Here is a 16,281-nt window from a genome sequence, read left to right as displayed (position 1 = left end):
CCGACCGCGCCGGACTTCACACCGTCAGCGCGAGCCCCCGCGCGACCGCAGCGGCGTCTCCGCCATGCGCAGCAGGCCGCGCACCCGCGTGATGGAATAGCTCGACTCTTCCGACAGTTCACGAATCGAATGCCCGTTCTCGTATTTGTCACGCAGTGCATACGCGACCGCGTGGGCATCACTCCCGGCCAGACGCGCATGCGGCTCCAGCAGTGGCATCTGGATCGGCCCGCCTCCATAACCCTTGTGCTGACGCCCGCGAGGCGCGATTTCGGGTGCCGACTCCGCGCCCCAGGCTGACCACCCCGGCGGCGGGTGGCGCGCGAACAGCTCAAGGTAAGGGCCGGGCGAACACGCCTCGATCAGCTGGTATTGCTCATCAGGCTTGCGTGAGTGCTCACGCTTGCGGGTTTCAATCATGTTCACCTGACTGCGCGCCGGTGCCAGCGTGCGCAATGACCCGCGAACCCCGAACAGCAGCAGTTCGGTCACGTTACGGAAATAGAACCCAACGCCACGCCCGTCCGGGCCACCATCCTTGCGCCGCTTGGCCCAGACGATGTTGGACACGTAGCGGAACCCCCAAGACCGCATCACCTCCAGCCCTTCCGGGAGGAGCGCATTGGGCACCCACAGATACAGGTGCGCATTCTTCGCAGCCACCGCCGCGACCGGCAGCGCGCAGATCGCCGCCAGATCCATCGTGGCATAGCGGTCCAGCCGACGATGTTCGGGTGCAACCTTTCCCGTGCGGTTCGTGAAGCGCCACGGCGGATCGGCAAGGATGGTGGTCCAGCCGCCACTTGTCTGCGGCAGTGGAACGTCATGCTTCTGCTCGCGCAAGGGCACGGCCATAGCTCTCCCCAATTTAGATCTTCGGAGCGAATTGTATTGGATCTTGAGCCTACCGGCTAGTCGGGGACATGCGTCTCGCGCGCAATGAACACCGCAAGGATCGGGCATCCGCCCGCATCCCCGCGTGTCAGCCGCGGCAGCAGCTTTTCGCTGTTAGTTGTGGTTGTGGTGTTGAGGATCCGCTTGGCTTGCGCCTCGGGAACGCCTGCCTCCTTGGCCAGATCGCGCCCGAGATTTCGCAGATCCAGCGTGCGCGTAACCAGCACGCCCCCGTCGATCAACGCCGCATCGTAAAGTGCGCGGTATGCCCCGATGTCACGATCCAGGTTGCCGTCCTTGGCATTCCACTCCACGTCCAGAGCGATGCGGTCGCGGAAGTTGTCCACCTCGTAACCCTTATTCACCGTTTCCGTGATGATCGGCTTCCTGCGCGCCTCGCCGATACCGGGCAGTGGCGTGAGCTGGAGGGAAAGCCGTATCAGCGTATCCACGCGAGCCTCGCGCCAGCCGCAGTCCCGGAACATCCGGTTCAACCTTGCGGCCAAGTCGCTCTCCTGACCACCCGGCTTGAGCAAGTCATCCGTCCGCAACTCGAATCGATGCAGCACGTCCTGCAGTTGCCCGAATGCCGCACCGTTGGTCACCGCAAGGATGCGTGCCGCATTACGGGTTTCGGCAAACTGGTAGCGCGCCAGCACCTCGGGTGAAAAGCAGTCGCGGTAGGACTCGGTCAGGTTCATGTCATCGGCTCATCGGGCGTGGAACCAGCGCGCGACCAGGTCGCGCTCGGCATCGGTCATTTCGGTCAGGTTGCCGGGCGGCATGATCTTCAGCACCACCGCCTGCTGGTGGATCAGGGCGGCATGGCGTTCGATGGCGTCATCCGTATCGAAGCTCAGTCCCTTGGCCGGTGCCGCCAGCAGGCTCGGCTGCGCGGCGTGGCAGGCACCGCAGCGCTCGGCGAGGATGCCGCGCAGCGTGGCGGTGGCGGCGGGAAGGCTTGTCGCGGCATCGACTGCGGCGCTGCCGGCACCCGGTACGGCGGCTTCGGGATGCGCGGACTGCGCGGCGGGCATCGGCATCGGCCGCAGCCACGCGAATGTCGCCAGCAGCAGCGCAGCGCCCAGCGCCGGCAGCCACCAGGCGCGCTGGCCGCTGTGCCAGAGCACGAAGAACTGCCGGATGGCCGCCGCCGCGGCCATGAACAGCGCCAGGACCAGGCCGCTGTGCGGATGCGACCACGCCGCCGCGTAGTGCGTGCTCAGCATCGCGAACACCACCGGCAGGGTGAAGTAGGTGTTGTGCACCGAACGCTGCTTGCCGCGCGCGCCGTCCAGCGGATTCGGGGGCTCGCCTTTTTCCAGCGCCGCGACCATGCGCTTCTGGCCGGGAATGATCACGAAGAACACGTTGGCCGACATGATCGTCGCCAGCGCCGCGCCCACCAGCAGGAAGGCCGCGCGCCCGGCGAACAGGTGGGTGGCGATCAGGCACAGCGCCAGCACCAGCACGCCGACCAGCGCGCCGAGCGCACGATCGCGAAACCCCACCGCCCTGCACACCAGGTCGTAGGCGAGCCACGCGCCCAGCAGCAGCGCGAGCGCGCAGAGCACCGCCAGCGTGGGCGACAGCGCCATCACGCGCGGATCGACCAGCCATACCTGGGGCGAGACCAGGTACACGATGGAGAACAGGGCAAAACCCGACAGCCAGGTGGTGTAGCTCTTCCACTTGGACCAGTGCAGGTCGTCGGGCAGCTGCGCCGGCGCGGGCAGGTATTTCTGCTTGTGATAGAAGCCGCCGCCGTGTACCGACCAGCTTTCCCCGGCCAGTCCTGGCTGCGCCCGCTTCGGCGCTTTCAGGCCGCGATCGAGCGCGACGAAATAGAACGATTCGCCGATCCAGGCGATCGCCGCCACCACGTGCAGCCAGCGCAGCAGGAAGGCACCTGCATCGATCCAGAAACCCGCCATATCAACTTCCGCGATAGGTGCTGTAGCTGAAGGGCGAGACCAGCAGCGGCACGTGGTAGTGGGCACCGGCATCGGCGATGCCGAAGCGCAGCGTCACCACATCGAGGAAAGGCGGCTGCGGCAGCGCCACGCCGGCCTTGGCGAAGTACTCGCCGACGGCAAAATCCAGTTCGTAGGTGCCGACGGCGAAGTCCTCGCCTTGCAGCAGCGGCGCATCGCAGCGGCCGTCGAGATTGCTGGTGAAGCGCCCGAGCGCCACGCGCTGCGTGCCTTCGACGCGGAACAGGGAAATCGCGATGCCGGCACCGGGGCCGCCGTGCGCGGTGTCGAGGATGTGGGTGGTGAGCCTGCCCATATGCATCACTCCGGTGCCGCGAAGCCGCAGGCGTCGAAATGCCGATCCAGCGCGGCGATGTCGGCGGCCTTTTCTTCCGGCGTGGCGAAACTGGCCTCGAAACCGTTGCGCGCCAGGCGGTAGGCGTGGCCGGCATCCAGACCGAGCGCGGCGAAGGTTTCCACGAAGTTCCGGTTGAGGTAGCCGCCGAAGTAGGCCGGGTCGTCCGAATTGATCATTGCCACGAGGCCGGCATCGAGCAGCTCGCGCAGGTTGTGGCGGGAAAGATCCTCGAATACGCACAGCTTGACGTTCGACAGCGGGCAGACGGTGAGCGGAATGCGTTCGGCCTTGAGCCGCGCGACGAGTGCGGGATCCTTGAGCGACTGCACGCCGTGGTCGATGCGCTCGGCGTGGAGCACGTCGAGCGCACTCCGGATGTAGGCGGGCGGGCCTTCCTCGCCGGCGTGCGCGACGCGGCGAAGGCCGAGGTCGCGCGCCTTGGCGAACACCCGCGCGAACTTCTCCGGCGGGTGGCCGACCTCGCTCGAATCCAGCCCCACGCCGATGAATCGGTCGCGGTACGGCAGGGCCTGTTCCAGCGTGGCGAGGGCGGCTTCTTCGGAGAGATGGCGCAGGAAGCACAGGATCAGCGCGGCGTTCACCCCCAGCGCGCCGCGTGCCTCGTCGCAAGCCCGGGCCAGGCCGCCGATCACGGTGGAAAACGGCACGCCGCGCTCGGTGTGGGTCTGCGGATCGAAGAAGATTTCCGCGCGTGTGATGCCGTCGGCGCGGGCGCGCTCCAGGTACGCCCAGGCCATGTCGAAGAAATCCTGCTCGGTCACGAGCACGCCGGCACCGGCATAGTAGATGTCCAGAAAACTTTGCAGGTCGGTGAAGGCGTAGGCGGCGCGCAGCGCCTCCACGCTCGGATACGGCAGGCTCACCCCGTTGCGCTGCGCCAGCACGAAGATGAGCTCGGGCTCCAGCGAGCCTTCGATGTGGATGTGCAGCTCGGCCTTGGGCATGGTGCGCACCAGGCGTTCGAGGGCGGGATCAAGCGGCGGTGGCGTCGGGGCCATGGCGTGGTGAGGAAGTGGAAAGCGTCGAGTCTGCAACAACCCGCAGGTCAAGCGGTAGCGCCGCGCGCGCAGGGACAACCGGCTGCGCTAACCTTCACGCATGAATCCGACGACATTTTCCTTGAACGGACGGGCGCTGGACCTGGCCGACGAAAACCCGAAGCAGCCGCTGCTGCGCTGGCTGCGCGAACGCCACCTCACCGGCACCAAGGAGGGCTGCGGCGATGGCGACTGCGGTGCCTGCACCGTGGTGCTGCGCGAGCCCGACGGCGCGGGTGGCTCGCACTTCGTCGCGGTCAACAGCTGCCTGCTGCCGATGGGCGCGCTGCCGGGACGTGAGGTGCTGACGGTCGAAGCCCTGGCCGAGGGCGCGAGCCTGCATCCGGTGCAGCGGGCGATGGTGGACCACGGCGGCTCGCAGTGCGGCTACTGCACGCCGGGCTTCGTGATGAGCCTGTTCGCCGGCTACTACGAGGGCGAACTCTCCGACCACGCGACGGAAGGCAACCTGTGCCGCTGCACCGGCTATCGCTCGATCCGCGATGCGACGGCGGCGCTGCGCATGCACCCGCGCGACACCGACCGGTTCGATGCGCTGCGTGCGGCACCGCGCGCGCCGCAGGGCGCGGCGGCGCTGGAGGGGTTCCACAGCCCGGCAGCGCTGGCTGATGCGCTGGCGCTGAAAGCCGCGCATCCGGAGGCGGCCTTCATCGCCGGCGGCACCGATCTGGGCGTGAACCTCAGCCGCGGGCAGGCCGTCGCGCCGGCGTTCATCGCGCTGGATCGCGTCGTTGAACTGCACGCCATCGACGTGGATGAAACGCGGGTCCGCATCGGCGCGGGCGTACCGCTGACGCGGATCGAACGCGAACTCGCCGGCCTGTTCCCGGCGCTGGACGAGCTTCTGCCCTGGTTCGCCGCGCGCCAGGTGCGCAATCGCGCGACCCTCGGCGGGAACCTCGGCTCGGCCTCGCCGATCGGCGACCTCGCGCCGGTGCTGCTGGCGCTGGATGCAACGCTCGAACTGGCGGGGCCGAGCGGGCGGCGCAGCGTCGCGCTGGCGGACTTCTTCCTCGACTACCGCAAGACGGCGCGCGCACCGGAGGAGATCATCGTCGCGGTGACGCTGCCGCGGCGCGATGACATCGCGCAGGCCGGATACAAGGTCGCCAAACGCCAGACCGACGACATCAGCATCGTTGCCGCCGCGTTCGCGCTGGCGCGCGATGCGCAGGGCGTCGTCACGCACGCGCGGCTCGCGTTCGGCGGGGTGGCCGCCACGCCGAAGCGTGCGCTGGAGGTGGAAGCCGCGCTGCTCGGCAAGCCACTCGATGCCGCCGCCGTGGAAACTGCGCGCACCGCGCTGACGCAGGCGTTCACGCCGCTCTCCGACCACCGCGCCAGCGCCGCCTACCGCCGCGCGCTGTGCGGCAACCTGTTCGCGAAATTCGCGCGCGAAAAGCTCGGCGTGGAGGGCGCGGCATGAGCCGGAAGCCCCCCGCGCAAGACCCCTCGCAGCTCAAGCACGAAAGCGCCGTCGGCCACGTCACCGGCCGCGCGGTGTACACCGACGAGCAGCATCCGCCGCAGGGCCTGCTGAGCGTCTGGCCGGTGACCTCCCCGCACGCACATGCGCGGGTGCTGCGCATCGACGTGGCGCAGGCGCTGGCCGTGCCGGGCGTGGCCACGGTGCTGACCGCCGCCGACATTCCCGGCGAAAACGACTCCGGCACGATTTTGCACGATGAGCCGGTGATCGCGGACGATGTGGTGTCGTTCCACGGCCAGTCGGTGGCCTGGGTGGTGGCCAGGGACGAAGCCACCGCACGCGCGGCGGCGGAGCGGGTACGCGTGGAATACGAACCGCTGCCGCCGATCCTGACCATCGAGGCGGCGCTGGCCGCCGACGCCTTCCACATGCTGCCCTCGCAGATCGTGCGCGGCGACGTGGAAGCCGCATTGGCCGCCGCGCCGGTGGTACTGCACGGCGAACTGCACGTCGGCGGGCAGGAGCACTTCTATCTGGAAACCCAGGCCAGCTGGGCCAGCGTGGATTCGGAAGGCGTGGTGCAGGTGACGGCATCCACCCAGCACCCGAGCGAAACCCAGGCCATCGTCGCGCATGTGCTCGGGCTGCCGGCGAACCAGGTCGTGTGCCGCTCGCTGCGCATGGGCGGTGGCTTCGGCGGCAAGGAAACCCAGGCCAATCCCTATGCCGCCGTCGCCGCACTGGCGGCGTGGCGCACCGGCAGGCCGGTGCGGATCAAGCTCGAACGCGGTCTGGACATGCGCATGACCGGCAAGCGCCACCCCTTCCTCGGGCGCTGGCGCGTGGGCTGCGAGCGCGACGGCAGGCTGCGCGCGCTGGACGTGGAGCTGATCGCCAACGGCGGCTGGAGCTGTGAACTCTCCCCGCCGGTGCTCTCGCGCGCAATGGTGCACGTGGACAACGCCTACTTCTGCCCGAACGTGCGCGTGGTCGGGCGCATCTGCAGGACGCACCTGCCGTCCAATACCGCGTTCCGCGGCTTTGGCGGGCCGCAGGGCGTGATCGTGGGCGAGGAAATCATCGAACAGATCGCCCGCCATCTGGGCCTTCCCGCGCATGAGGTGCGGGAACGCAATTTCTATCGCGAGGGCCAGGCCACGCATTACGACCAGCCGGTGACCGGCAACCACATGCACGAACTGTGGCAGCAGGCACTGGAACGCGGTGATTTTTCCGCACGCCGCGCGCAGGTCGCCGCGTTCAATGCGGCGCATCGGCACAGCAAGCGCGGCATCGCGATCACGCCGATCAAGTTCGGCATTTCCTTCAACAAGACCGAGTACAACCAGGCCGGCGCGCTGCTGCACATCTACACCGACGGCAGCATCCAGTTGAACCACGGCGGCACCGAGATGGGCCAGGGCCTGCACACCAAGATGCTCGCAGTGGCGGCGCGCACGCTGGGCGTTTCCGCCGCGCGGCTGCGGATCATGCCCACCAGCACCGACAAGGTGCCCAACACCTCGGCCACCGCCGCCAGCACCGGCGCCGACCTCAACGGCCAGGCGGTGAAGGCGGCCTGCGAAACCCTGATTGCGCGACTGCGCCCGGTGGCCGCGAACCTGCTGCATGGCGATGCGGACCAGGTCGAGTTCAGCGATGATGCCGCCTTCCTGCGCAGCGCGCCCGATGCCCGCGTGGACTTCGTCACGCTGGTGAAGGCGGCCTATGCGCAGCGCGTGAGCCTGTCGGCGACCGGCTACTACCGCACGCCCGGCCTGCGCTGGAATCCGGCCACCGGCAAGGGGCATCCGTTCCATTACTTCGCGTTCGGCGCAGCGGTGTGCGAGGTCGAGGTGGATGGCGACACCGGCGTACACCGCCTGCTGCGCGTGGACATCCTGCACGATGTCGGCGACTCGCTGAATCCGGGCATAGACCGCGGCCAGATCGAAGGCGGCTTCGTGCAGGGCCTGGGCTGGCTGACCTGCGAGGAGCTGCGGTTCTCCGATCAGGGCCGGCTGCTCACCGATGCGCCCAGCACCTACAAGATTCCGACGCTGGGCGATGTGCCCGAGGATTTCCGGGTGCGCCTGTATATCCCTCCGACCCCGCCCGCGACCGCCGCCGTATTCGGCTCCAAGGCCGTAGGCGAACCGCCGCTGATGCTGGCCATTGCCGCACGCGAAGCGATCCGCGACGCGGTTGCGGCGTTCGGCGGTGATCCGCGCCGGGTGGAACTTGGCGCGCCGGCCACGCCCGAAGCGATCTTCCGGGCGATTGATGCCGTGCGCGAAACGTCCGCCCGATCCGATCCGCTTCCCCGCGCACAGGAGGAAGCAAGCGGTCGTCGGACCTTCAGCCATGGATGAAGCCCTGTTCGCCCGGCTGGCCGACCGGCTGGCCGATGGCCGCGGCGTGGCGCTGGCGAGCGTCGTCGCGGCGCGCGGCGCAACCCCGCGCAAGCCCGGCGCGCGGATGCTGATCGAAGCCGACCGCATTGCCTTCAGCGTCGGCGGCGGCGCGATGGAGGCGCGCGTGATCGAAACCGCGCGCGCGCTGCTTGCCGCCGCCGGCGGCTGCAAAACGCTGGAGATTGCACTGACCGGCCAACCCGGCTCGGCCGGCATCTGCGGCGGCACGATGCGGGTCGCCGTGCGGGTCTGGCAGGGCGTTGACGATGCCGCCCGCGCGCAGGCCATCGCGTCGGCGCTGGCGGAAGGCGAAGCGACGGAGCTGTCGGGTGCCGGGATGGGTGATCGGGATGCGGCCGCGCAGGTCCTGCATCCGCGCCCGCGCCTGCTGATCGCGGGTGCCGGCCACTGCGGCCACGCGCTGGCGCAGCTCGCCGGCCTGGTCGACTTCGAGGTCTGGCTGGCCGATTCACGGCCCGAGTGTTTTCCACCCGATCGCGATATCACGGCAACCTGCATCGACGCGACATCCGGGAGCCTGCGCCGCGCCGCGAACACCGCACGCGATCTCTACATCGTGCTGCTCAGCCGCGACTACCCGACCGACGTCGCAGCGCTGGACGCGCTTGCCGGCAGCCGCTGCGCCTTCCTCGGCATGATGGGCAGCCGCAGGCGCATCGCGCAGGTGCGCCGCGCGCTTCCCGCGCACGCGGCGTGGCTGGAAGGCATGCAGGCACCGGTGGGCCTGCCGATCGGCGACGAGACGCCGCACGAGATCGCGGTCGGGATCCTGGCGCAGCTCATCGCGCGACGCAGCGCGCGTCGCGCGTCAGGGTGACTCAGGGACTTTCCGGCGCGGGCGGCGTGATGCCCTTGAGCTCGCGATAGCGCGCCAGCAGCTCGTCGAACTCGGCGCGCAGGGCGGTGCGCTCGGTCTCGCGGCGCGTGAGATAGGCGCGCTGGTCGGCGACCTGCGAGCGCGCACGCGTGATCGAATCCCTGATCTGCACCGGCACCGGCTTGCCGTTGCGTTCGAGATCGGCAGCGTGATCGAGAAGCTCGGCCAGGCTCTTTTCCTGGCTGCGGATGCCGATCCGCGCGGATTCCAGGCTCTGTTCGATCAGGTCGAAGCGCTCGCGGTAGGCGCGCTGCAAATCCGACTCGGCCGGATAGGACGAGACCAGCACCGAATCCATCTTGGCCTTTTGCTCGGCGACAAGGCGCACCTTTTCCAGCTCGGCCTGTTCCGCCTCCCAGGCGGCCTGCTCTTCGGCCGTGCGCACGCGCTCGGTGGTCTTGACCGTCATGCCCTGGCTGTTGAGTTCTTCCTGCTTGTCCTTGGCCGCCTCGGCCGGCAACGTGTCGGTGTAGTGCACGTTGCCGTCCTTGTCCGTCCAGCGGTAAAGCTTGCGCTGGGCCTGTGCGTCGGACGAAATCGCGCCGAGCGCAAGGCAGAGCAGGCCGGCGATCAGGGGAAGGGCAGCTGTCGTTTTCACTCGGAATCCTGCGGGACTTCAGTGGGACGGTGCGGCCTGTGCGACGCCATAACGTGCGCGGTAGGCCTGCAGGCGCCCAAGGTGCTCTTGCAGCGCCGGCTGGCCGGAAGTATAGGCCAGCAATTCTTCCAGCCGCGCGACGGCGACCACGGGAATGCCGGAACCGGCGGTGATCTCCTGGGTGGCGGACAGCCCCGATTCACCTCGCTCCTGCCGATCGAGCGCGACCAGCACGCCACAGGGCGTTGCGCCGGCCGCGCCGATCATGGCGATGGATTCGCGCACCGCGGTCCCGGCGGTCACCACGTCGTCGACGATCAGGACGCGGCCCTTGAGCGGCGCGCCGATCATCAGTCCGCCTTCGCCGTGGTCCTTGGCTTCCTTGCGGTTGAAGGCCACCGGCACGTCGCGTCCGCGCGCGGCCAGCGCGATCGCAACCGCCGTGGCGAGCGGGATGCCCTTGTAGGCCGGGCCGAACAGCATGTCGAAGGCCAGTCCCGATTCCTCCAGCGCCTGCGCATAGCACTCTGCCAGCGTGGCCAACGCCGCGCCGTGGTCGAAGCGCCCGGCATTGAAAAAGTACGGGCTCACGCGCCCGGACTTGAGGGTGAATTCCCCGAAGCGCAGCACCTGGCAGCGCAGCGCCAGATCGAAGAATCGGAACTGGTGGTCCTTCACTCGCATTCGGAGACCCGCAGCGCCAGCCGCGCGAAGTGGCGAATGACGTCCAGCCCGCACTGGCACTGGCCCGGGTCCCGGGCAAAATCCGCGCGCAGCGCGTCCAGCAGCGCGCGCATCGGGGCGGCGTTGGCGGCCTTGCCCTCGGCGAAAGCCAGACGTCCCGGTTCGGAGCAGAAGCGGTGCAGCTCGAAGAAATAGCGCTCCTGTCCTTCGGTGAGAAAGGCGAAGCACGGCGCGACCGATTGCGCATCGTCCAGTGAACGCCCGGCGCGCATCTCGCGCTCCTCGCACAGGCGGATCGAGCTGGCGGCCAGCTCCAGCATCGGCTCGGCGACGTTGGCGGTGTCCAGATCCGAGGCGACCTGGGCCAGGGCCAGGGCGTGCTGGCGGACAGCGTCGCTGCGCCACTGCGGCTCGCGCGCGTCCAGCCACTGCGCCAGATGCGGCGCAAGCGCGCCGCCGCGCGCGGCAAGTTCCGCGGTGTTGCTGCGGCTGTCCGGCGGCAGCGGGCGCGCGTCGAAGGTCGAGCCGGCGATGGCCAGCTCCAGGGTTCCGTAGAGCCAGGCATCACGCTGCGGATCGAAGCCGGCGGCGGCGAGGATGCGCCGGCTTTCGGCCATGCTGGCGGCCTCGTTCGGACCCACCGGCCCGTCGCCCTCGCCGTCCTCGCGTTGGCGCAGGTCGTGGCAGGCGCAGAACAGCATCAGCGCGATCCGGTCGCGCCCGTCGAACGCCTCTCCGGCCGTGGACACCAGCTGGCCGAGGCGGCCATCCATCAGCTCGAGCGCGTGGTTCTCGTTGTGGTAGGCGTGGAAGTCCTCGCCCCAGCTGCCGTGGCGCAGGCCCATCCGCGCCAGCGCGATGCTCAGCGCGACCGCGCTGCGAGCAGCGTCCTGACGCAGGGGTTCGCCAAAGGTTTCAATCAGTTCGCGCTGCCACTGCAGGATCCATGGCACCAGTTCCGGGCGGCGCGACAGCAGCAGCGCGGCGGCGGCATCGCCATCGGGCAGCTCGCCCTCGATGGCATCGGCAGGGTGGCGCGAGGCCGGGTCGATGTCCAAATCACGGATCCCGCATCGGCCGATCCGGCCGGTCGAGAAAGTATACGCAAGCCGCCCGGCGTGCCGAATGCCCCTGCCGCCTGCCGTCGGCATCAGCCCGAGGGGAACATCTGGGCAGCGCGCTGGAACAGGATCCAGCTGGTGGCGATGTACTTGGCACCGCCGCGCGGCATGTTGCCGCGATGGGTGTGGGTGAAAGCGGCCGGTGCCACCAGCAGGCTGCCGGTGCGCGGCGTCACCTTGCGGTTCTGGTAGAGGAACTCGGTCTCGCCTTCCTCGAAATCATCGTTGAGATAGAGCGTCCACAAAAGGTGCCGATGCAGCGTTTCGCACTGCTCGTCGCGCGGAAACAGCTCACAGTGCCAGTAGGGATAGCCGCCCTTGTCGGCGGTGTAGCGCTGCAGGTTGATGGAGCCGGGGCGCAGCACCGTCTGCACCAGGCGGGTGAGCGTGGCATCGTCCATGGTTTCGAGATCATGGGCGTGCAGGCGGCGCGGCGGGTCGCCGGTCTGGAGCATCAGCGGAGCGAGCGCCGCATACGGATAGCGCCGCAGATAGGCCTTGGTGGCGCGCAGCGCGGCATCCAGCAGCAGGTTCTGCACGTCCTCCCACTGCGGCCGCCCCTCCAGGGTGATGTCGCTGCTGTCCTTGAGCTCGGGGAAATAGCCCGAGCCCACGCGCCCGGGCGTGCCGCCGCCCTCGGCCTCGAAGCGCGCAACGATGGCGGCGCAGTCCTCGCGCGCGAGGGCGTTTTCGTGGATCTCGATGAAATCGTTCATGGCGATGACGGGCGCGGCGCGGGGACGGAAGGGTAGCAGCAGAACCCGCTGCGCGGCAGCCGTCGCGGGCCTTCCGGTGCGGTCAGGGAGCGGCATCCAGCAGGGCGGCGCGTCCCTGCACATCCTGTTCGAGCAGGCGTACCCGGAAGGCATCGCGCCGGTTCGGCGGCAGCCGCCGCAGCTCCCGGCGCAGGGCGTCGACCTGGGCGGGCGTCAGCGCCCGCAGCAGCGCCAGGGTATCGGCATGTTCCTCGGCCGGCACGAACGGAAAAAGCTGGCCGGCCAGGTCCATCGCGGCGCGCGTGGGCGGATCGAAGCGGTAGCGCCGGCGCTGCTCGGGCGAAAGCGCGTCGAAGCGCGCACGCCATCCCGCGCGCACTTCGGCGGGCATCTGCGCCAGCCGCGCTTCGGCCTGGAGCACCGCGCCGCGGGTCGGTTCGTCGAGATGCTCCCAGGCGTCGAAACGCTCGCGCAACGCGAGTTTCTCCTGCGGGGCCAGGTCGTCCCAGGCGGTCAGGTCCAGCCGCAGCCGTGCCTGCGCCTCGGGCGACAGCGCCAGCCAGGCCCGCGCATGCAGCTCCAGACGTTCGCGCAGCACCGGCGGCAGGCCGGCCAGCAGAGTATCGAAGGGTGCCAGGGTCTGGCGCAGCGCCGCCGCATCCGGCGCGCCCGCGGGGGCAGGAGCCTGTGCCGAGGCCGCGCCGGCGAGCAGCACCAGAGCGCAGAGCGCGGCAACTTTCATCGCAGCGCTTCCTGTTCGGACAGCCAGACGTGGAACTCGAGGTCGTCGAGCACCTCCGGATGCTGCTGTCGAAAGAGCACCAGCATGAAGTCCGGCGCGGTGAGCGGAGCCTCCGGTGCCGTCGGCGGCGGCATGCGCTGGGGGCCGGGCGCAACCTTCACGACCGGCGGGCGCGCGGCGCGCCAGGCCTGCCAGCCGAGCGCCAGTCCCGCGCCCAGCACCAGCAGCGCCAACGCCGCCGGGAGCCGCGGCCAGAGCCCGAGCGTCACGGGCGACCGCTGCCGTGGCGAAGCGGCAGGTCGCGGCGATGCCGCAGCAGCCGCCACCGGCGCTGTCGCGGCCGAAGGCACTTCCGGTACAGGCACGGATTCGCCGTGCTGCGGTGCGGCACCAGCGCCGCCCGCCCCCTTGGCCAACAGCACCCGGCAGCGCTTGAGCCATTCGGTGGACTCGCGATCCTGCGGCCGATCCGAAAGCTGCACGCGCAGCTGGGAGGTGGCGAAGGCAAGCGACGCGCCGACCGCTGCGGGTGCCGCGCCCAGCCGCCGGGCGATCTCTCCCGCATCCACGCCCTCCTGCAGGCACAGCAGCATCACCTGCCGCTGCAGGGGGGAAAGTCGCGCCAGCGCCTCGTGCAGCAGACGCCGCGCCGACGCTTCCGGCAGCGAGAGAAACGACGGGGCGGTCGCGGAGGAAGGGGGCGGCATCGGGTCGAAACTGGCGGCGTGGCGGGTCAGGATAGCAGCGCGCCCACCCCCATCCCTGTCCGCCAGCCTACCCTATCCGTGGGGCTTGACTTCCGCACATTCGGCGCTGCACCCAAGCAACACAAGGACTTGCGGCACATGCGTTGTGCACAGCGCGATCGAGCGACGCCGCGCGGCGTCGATTTCCGCGCGACAACCCGCTTCGCCGCGCAAGCATTATTCATAACATGTTGATATAAATGGAAATTGATCTTGTGACGATTTTTTGACCAAGGTGCCGTAGCCGGCCCAGCCATGGGGCCGGCGCACCCGACCACGGTGGATGGTCCACACACTTATCCACAGGAGGTGTGGATTTCACTCGTTTCGTCTGTCACGACAGGAAGTTACCGGCAATTCATCAATCCGCGCACAGATCTTTGCAGTAACTGTGGAACGGCGGTCACGGTGCTGCGTCTACACTGCGTCGATGCCTGTTCCCGCACCCGCAACCTGGCGAATCGCCCTGTCCGTGCCGCTGCCGCGCCTGTTCGACTATCGGCCGGCGGACGGCGCATCCACGCCAGCAGCCGGGTGTCGGGTGAAGGTGCCGTTCGGCAGCCGCTCGCTGGTGGGTTTCTATGTCGAAGCCGGCACGGCCGCTCCTGAGGGGCCGGAACTGCGCACCGCCGAGGCCGTGCTGGACGAGGTGCCGCTGTTTGATCCCCCGCTCTGGCAGGCGCTCGGCTGGGCCGCCGGATACTGGCAGCGTCCGCTGGGCGAGGTGCTGGCCACCGCCCTGCCGGTGGCGCTGCGGCAGGGCGAGCCGTTGCCCGACACGCGCACCGCGTTCTGGCATCTCACCGAGGCCGGCGGCACCGCGCTGGCCGGACTGCGCCGCGGCTCGCGCCCGCGCGCGCTGGCCGACTATCTGGCGCAGGGCGAGCGCGACGAGGCCGCGCTGGCGGCAAGCATCGGCCCCGGCTGGCGCGATGCGCTGCGCCGGCTCGAAGCGCGCGGTCTGGCCGCGTCGATCCTGCGCGTGCCGTCGCGCGAAGCGCACGCTCCCGCACGCGCCGCGCCCGAGCGCTCACCCGAGCAGGCAGAGGCGACCGCAGCCATCGACGCCCTCGCCGGCCGATTCGCCGTGGCGCTGCTGGAAGGGGTGACCGGCAGCGGCAAGACCGAGGTGTATCTGGCCGCGATCGAGGCCTGCCTGGCGCGCGGCCGCCAGGCGCTGGTACTGGTGCCCGAGATCGGCCTCACCCCGCAGGCCATACGCCGCTACGGCGAGCGCCTGCCCGTGCCCGTCCTGACGCTGCACTCGGGTCTGTCGGAAACCGAGCGCGCCGCCACCTTTGCGCGCATGGCGCGGGGCGAGGGCCGGGTGCTGATCGGAACGCGCTCGGCGGTGTTTTCACCGCTGCCCGACGCCGGCCTCATCATCATCGACGAGGAGCACGACGGCTCCTACAAGCAGCAGGACGGCTTTCGCTACCACGCCCGCGACTTCGCCCTGGTGCGCGCCCGCGGCCTCGGCGTGCCCGCGGTGCTCGGCAGCGCCACGCCGAGCCTGGAAACCCTCCAGCACGCCCGCAGCAAACGCTACGCCTGGCTCACGCTGCGCGAACGCGCCGGCGGCGCGCGCCCGCCGCGCGTGCGCGTGCTCGACCTGCGCAGCCAGCGCCTGGAACACGGCCTCTCGCGCCCGCTGCTGGACGCCATCGCCGACTGCCTGGCGCGCGGCGAGCAGGCGCTGGTGTTCCGCAACCGCCGCGGCTATGCGCCGGTGCTCCTGTGCCACGACTGCGGCTGGCACGCCGACTGCGCGCGCTGCGACCGTCCGCTCACCCTGCACGGGCGCCACCGGCTGATCTGCCACCACTGCGGCCACCGCCGCAGCGTGCCGCCGGCCTGTCCGGACTGCGGCGGCCTCGCGCTGGTGCCGCAGGGTGCCGGCACCGAACGGCTGGAAGAAGCGCTGGCGGCGCGCTTCCCCGGCGTGCCGCTGATCCGCGTTGACCGGGAAACCACGCGCGGACGCGATGCGCTGGGCAAGCACTTCGACGCCCTCGGCGACGCGCCCGGCATCCTCGTCGGCACCCAGATGCTGGCCAAGGGCCACGACCTGCCAAAGCTCACGCTCGTCGCCATCACCAGCGCCGACGAAGGGCTGTTCAGCGCCGACTTCCGCGCCGGCGAGCGCATGGCGCAGCTGCTGGTGCAGGTCGCCGGCCGCGCCGGGCGCGCGCAGCGTCCGGGCGAAGTCTGGCTGCAGACCCATCATCCCGATCATCCGCTGCTGCAAACCCTGGTGACGCGCGGCTACCCGGCCTTCGCCGAGGCCGAGCTGGCCGAACGCGCCGCCGCCGGCCTCCCGCCGTTCTCGCACCTGGCCCTGCTGCGCGCCGAGTCGCCCCACGCCGAACCGCTCAATGCCTTCCTCGCCGCCGCCCACGCGCTCGCCCGCGCGCAGGGCAGCGCCGAGGTGGCGGCACATCCGCCCATGCCCGCGCCGATGCCGCGCCGCGCCGGCCGGCTGCGCGGCCAAGTGCTGTTCGAATCCACCCATCGTCCCGCCCTGCAGTCGCTGCTGCGCACGCTGTATCCCGCGCTCTTCGACCTGCCCGAAGCGCGCCGCGTGCGCTGGTCGCTGGACGTGGATCCGGTGGATTTGTATTGAGCGGGG

15 protein-coding genes are annotated in these 16,281 nt (G+C 69.9%); 4 read left to right on the top strand and 11 right to left on the bottom strand.

Annotated elements, in window-relative coordinates; all coding sequences use genetic code 11:
- Window positions 1-24: 24 nt before the first annotated feature.
- Genes WB794_RS09700 through WB794_RS09680 form a run of 5 tightly spaced genes read right to left on the bottom strand, consistent with a single transcriptional unit; the run spans window position 25 to window position 4,244 of the window.
- Window positions 25-855, bottom strand: a complete 831-nt coding sequence (locus WB794_RS09700) for an MT-A70 family methyltransferase (RefSeq protein ID WP_337335662.1) — start codon at window positions 853-855, stop codon at window positions 25-27.
- 56 nt (window positions 856-911) lie between these two features.
- Window positions 912-1,595 carry a BglII/BstYI family type II restriction endonuclease gene (locus WB794_RS09695; protein ID WP_337335661.1) on the bottom strand — a complete coding sequence of 228 codons (684 nt, stop codon included), beginning with the start codon at window positions 1,593-1,595 and terminating at the stop codon, window positions 912-914.
- A gap of 9 nt (window positions 1,596-1,604) precedes the next feature.
- A complete protein-coding gene (locus WB794_RS09690) occupies window positions 1,605-2,828 on the bottom strand; it encodes a urate hydroxylase PuuD (RefSeq protein WP_337335660.1) in 1,224 nt (407 codons plus the stop codon).
- Window position 2,829: 1 nt separating this feature from the next.
- The gene (gene uraH / locus WB794_RS09685; protein WP_337335659.1) at window positions 2,830-3,183 is read right to left on the bottom strand and encodes a hydroxyisourate hydrolase; all 354 of its coding nucleotides are present in this window, start codon (window positions 3,181-3,183) and stop codon (window positions 2,830-2,832) included.
- 5 nt (window positions 3,184-3,188) lie between these two features.
- Window positions 3,189-4,244 carry an adenosine deaminase gene (locus WB794_RS09680; RefSeq protein ID WP_337335658.1) on the bottom strand — a complete coding sequence of 352 codons (1,056 nt, stop codon included), beginning with the start codon at window positions 4,242-4,244 and terminating at the stop codon, window positions 3,189-3,191.
- 100 nt (window positions 4,245-4,344) lie between these two features.
- On the opposite strand from WB794_RS09680, the gene xdhA reads away from it, so the two are divergent.
- Genes xdhA through WB794_RS09665 form a run of 3 tightly spaced genes read left to right on the top strand, consistent with a single transcriptional unit; the run spans window position 4,345 to window position 8,985 of the window.
- A complete protein-coding gene (xdhA, locus tag WB794_RS09675) occupies window positions 4,345-5,730 on the top strand; it encodes a xanthine dehydrogenase small subunit (RefSeq protein WP_337335657.1) in 1,386 nt (461 codons plus the stop codon).
- Window positions 5,727-8,105, top strand: a complete 2,379-nt coding sequence (xdhB, locus tag WB794_RS09670; RefSeq protein ID WP_337335656.1) for a xanthine dehydrogenase molybdopterin binding subunit — start codon at window positions 5,727-5,729, stop codon at window positions 8,103-8,105. Before xdhA ends, xdhB begins: the two co-directional genes overlap by 4 nt.
- Window positions 8,098-8,985: an XdhC family protein gene (locus tag WB794_RS09665; protein ID WP_337335655.1), complete on the top strand. Its 888-nt coding sequence runs from the start codon at window positions 8,098-8,100 to the stop codon at window positions 8,983-8,985. Before xdhB ends, WB794_RS09665 begins: the two co-directional genes overlap by 8 nt.
- A 1-nt stretch (window position 8,986) precedes the next feature.
- Here WB794_RS09665 and WB794_RS09660 read toward each other — a convergent pair whose 3' ends face one another.
- From WB794_RS09660 to WB794_RS09635, 6 genes are all read right to left on the bottom strand, one after another.
- On the bottom strand, window positions 8,987-9,643 hold the full coding sequence (locus tag WB794_RS09660) for a DUF4124 domain-containing protein (RefSeq protein WP_337335654.1): 657 nt from the start codon (window positions 9,641-9,643) through the stop codon (window positions 8,987-8,989).
- 18 nt (window positions 9,644-9,661) lie between these two features.
- Window positions 9,662-10,321, bottom strand: a complete 660-nt coding sequence (pyrE, locus tag WB794_RS09655) for an orotate phosphoribosyltransferase (protein ID WP_337335653.1) — start codon at window positions 10,319-10,321, stop codon at window positions 9,662-9,664.
- Window positions 10,318-11,385 (bottom strand): hypothetical protein, encoded by a 1,068-nt coding sequence (locus WB794_RS09650; RefSeq protein ID WP_337335652.1) that lies wholly within the window; start codon window positions 11,383-11,385, stop codon window positions 10,318-10,320. The genes pyrE and WB794_RS09650 overlap by 4 nt, the downstream gene beginning before the upstream one ends.
- A 92-nt stretch (window positions 11,386-11,477) precedes the next feature.
- On the bottom strand, window positions 11,478-12,164 hold the full coding sequence (locus tag WB794_RS09645) for a 2OG-Fe(II) oxygenase (RefSeq protein ID WP_337335651.1): 687 nt from the start codon (window positions 12,162-12,164) through the stop codon (window positions 11,478-11,480).
- Between the two features lie 82 nt (window positions 12,165-12,246).
- Window positions 12,247-12,906, bottom strand: coding sequence for a DUF3106 domain-containing protein (locus WB794_RS09640; RefSeq protein ID WP_337335650.1), 660 nt, complete (start codon window positions 12,904-12,906; stop codon window positions 12,247-12,249).
- Complete coding sequence (locus WB794_RS09635) at window positions 12,903-13,613, bottom strand: RNA polymerase sigma factor (protein WP_337335649.1); 711 nt, start codon at window positions 13,611-13,613, stop codon at window positions 12,903-12,905. Before WB794_RS09635 ends, WB794_RS09640 begins: the two co-directional genes overlap by 4 nt.
- 469 nt (window positions 13,614-14,082) lie before the next feature.
- Here WB794_RS09635 and WB794_RS09630 point away from each other — a divergent pair, with 469 nt between their 5' ends.
- On the top strand, window positions 14,083-16,275 hold the full coding sequence (locus tag WB794_RS09630; RefSeq protein ID WP_337335648.1) for a primosomal protein N': 2,193 nt from the start codon (window positions 14,083-14,085) through the stop codon (window positions 16,273-16,275).
- Window positions 16,276-16,281 lie beyond the last annotated feature (6 nt).

Origin of the sequence: Denitratimonas tolerans (genome assembly GCF_037203605.1) — a bacterium.
GTDB classification, from domain to species: Bacteria; Pseudomonadota; Gammaproteobacteria; order Xanthomonadales; family Xanthomonadaceae; genus Denitratimonas; species Denitratimonas tolerans.
The sequence above is the reverse complement of the archived record's forward strand: the minus strand, read 5'-3'. Positions and strand labels throughout refer to the sequence as shown.

What these genes read in the sequence shown, in the direction of transcription:
- WB794_RS09700 (WP_337335662.1), bottom strand. Translation starts at nt 855, where the DNA reads ATGGCCGTGCCCTTGCGCGAGCAGAAGCATGACGTTCCACTGCCGCAG.
- WB794_RS09695 (WP_337335661.1), bottom strand. Translation starts at nt 1,595, where the DNA reads ATGAACCTGACCGAGTCCTACCGCGACTGCTTTTCACCCGAGGTGCTG.
- WB794_RS09690 (WP_337335660.1), bottom strand. Translation starts at nt 2,828, where the DNA reads ATGGCGGGTTTCTGGATCGATGCAGGTGCCTTCCTGCTGCGCTGGCTG.
- uraH (WP_337335659.1), bottom strand. Translation starts at nt 3,183, where the DNA reads ATGGGCAGGCTCACCACCCACATCCTCGACACCGCGCACGGCGGCCCC.
- WB794_RS09680 (WP_337335658.1), bottom strand. Translation starts at nt 4,244, where the DNA reads ATGGCCCCGACGCCACCGCCGCTTGATCCCGCCCTCGAACGCCTGGTG.
- xdhA (WP_337335657.1), top strand. Translation starts at nt 4,345, where the DNA reads ATGAATCCGACGACATTTTCCTTGAACGGACGGGCGCTGGACCTGGCC.
- xdhB (WP_337335656.1), top strand. Translation starts at nt 5,727, where the DNA reads ATGAGCCGGAAGCCCCCCGCGCAAGACCCCTCGCAGCTCAAGCACGAA.
- WB794_RS09665 (WP_337335655.1), top strand. Translation starts at nt 8,098, where the DNA reads ATGGATGAAGCCCTGTTCGCCCGGCTGGCCGACCGGCTGGCCGATGGC.
- WB794_RS09645 (WP_337335651.1), bottom strand. Translation starts at nt 12,164, where the DNA reads ATGAACGATTTCATCGAGATCCACGAAAACGCCCTCGCGCGCGAGGAC.
- WB794_RS09640 (WP_337335650.1), bottom strand. Translation starts at nt 12,906, where the DNA reads ATGAAAGTTGCCGCGCTCTGCGCTCTGGTGCTGCTCGCCGGCGCGGCC.
- WB794_RS09635 (WP_337335649.1), bottom strand. Translation starts at nt 13,613, where the DNA reads ATGCCGCCCCCTTCCTCCGCGACCGCCCCGTCGTTTCTCTCGCTGCCG.
- WB794_RS09630 (WP_337335648.1), top strand. Translation starts at nt 14,083, where the DNA reads ATGCCTGTTCCCGCACCCGCAACCTGGCGAATCGCCCTGTCCGTGCCG.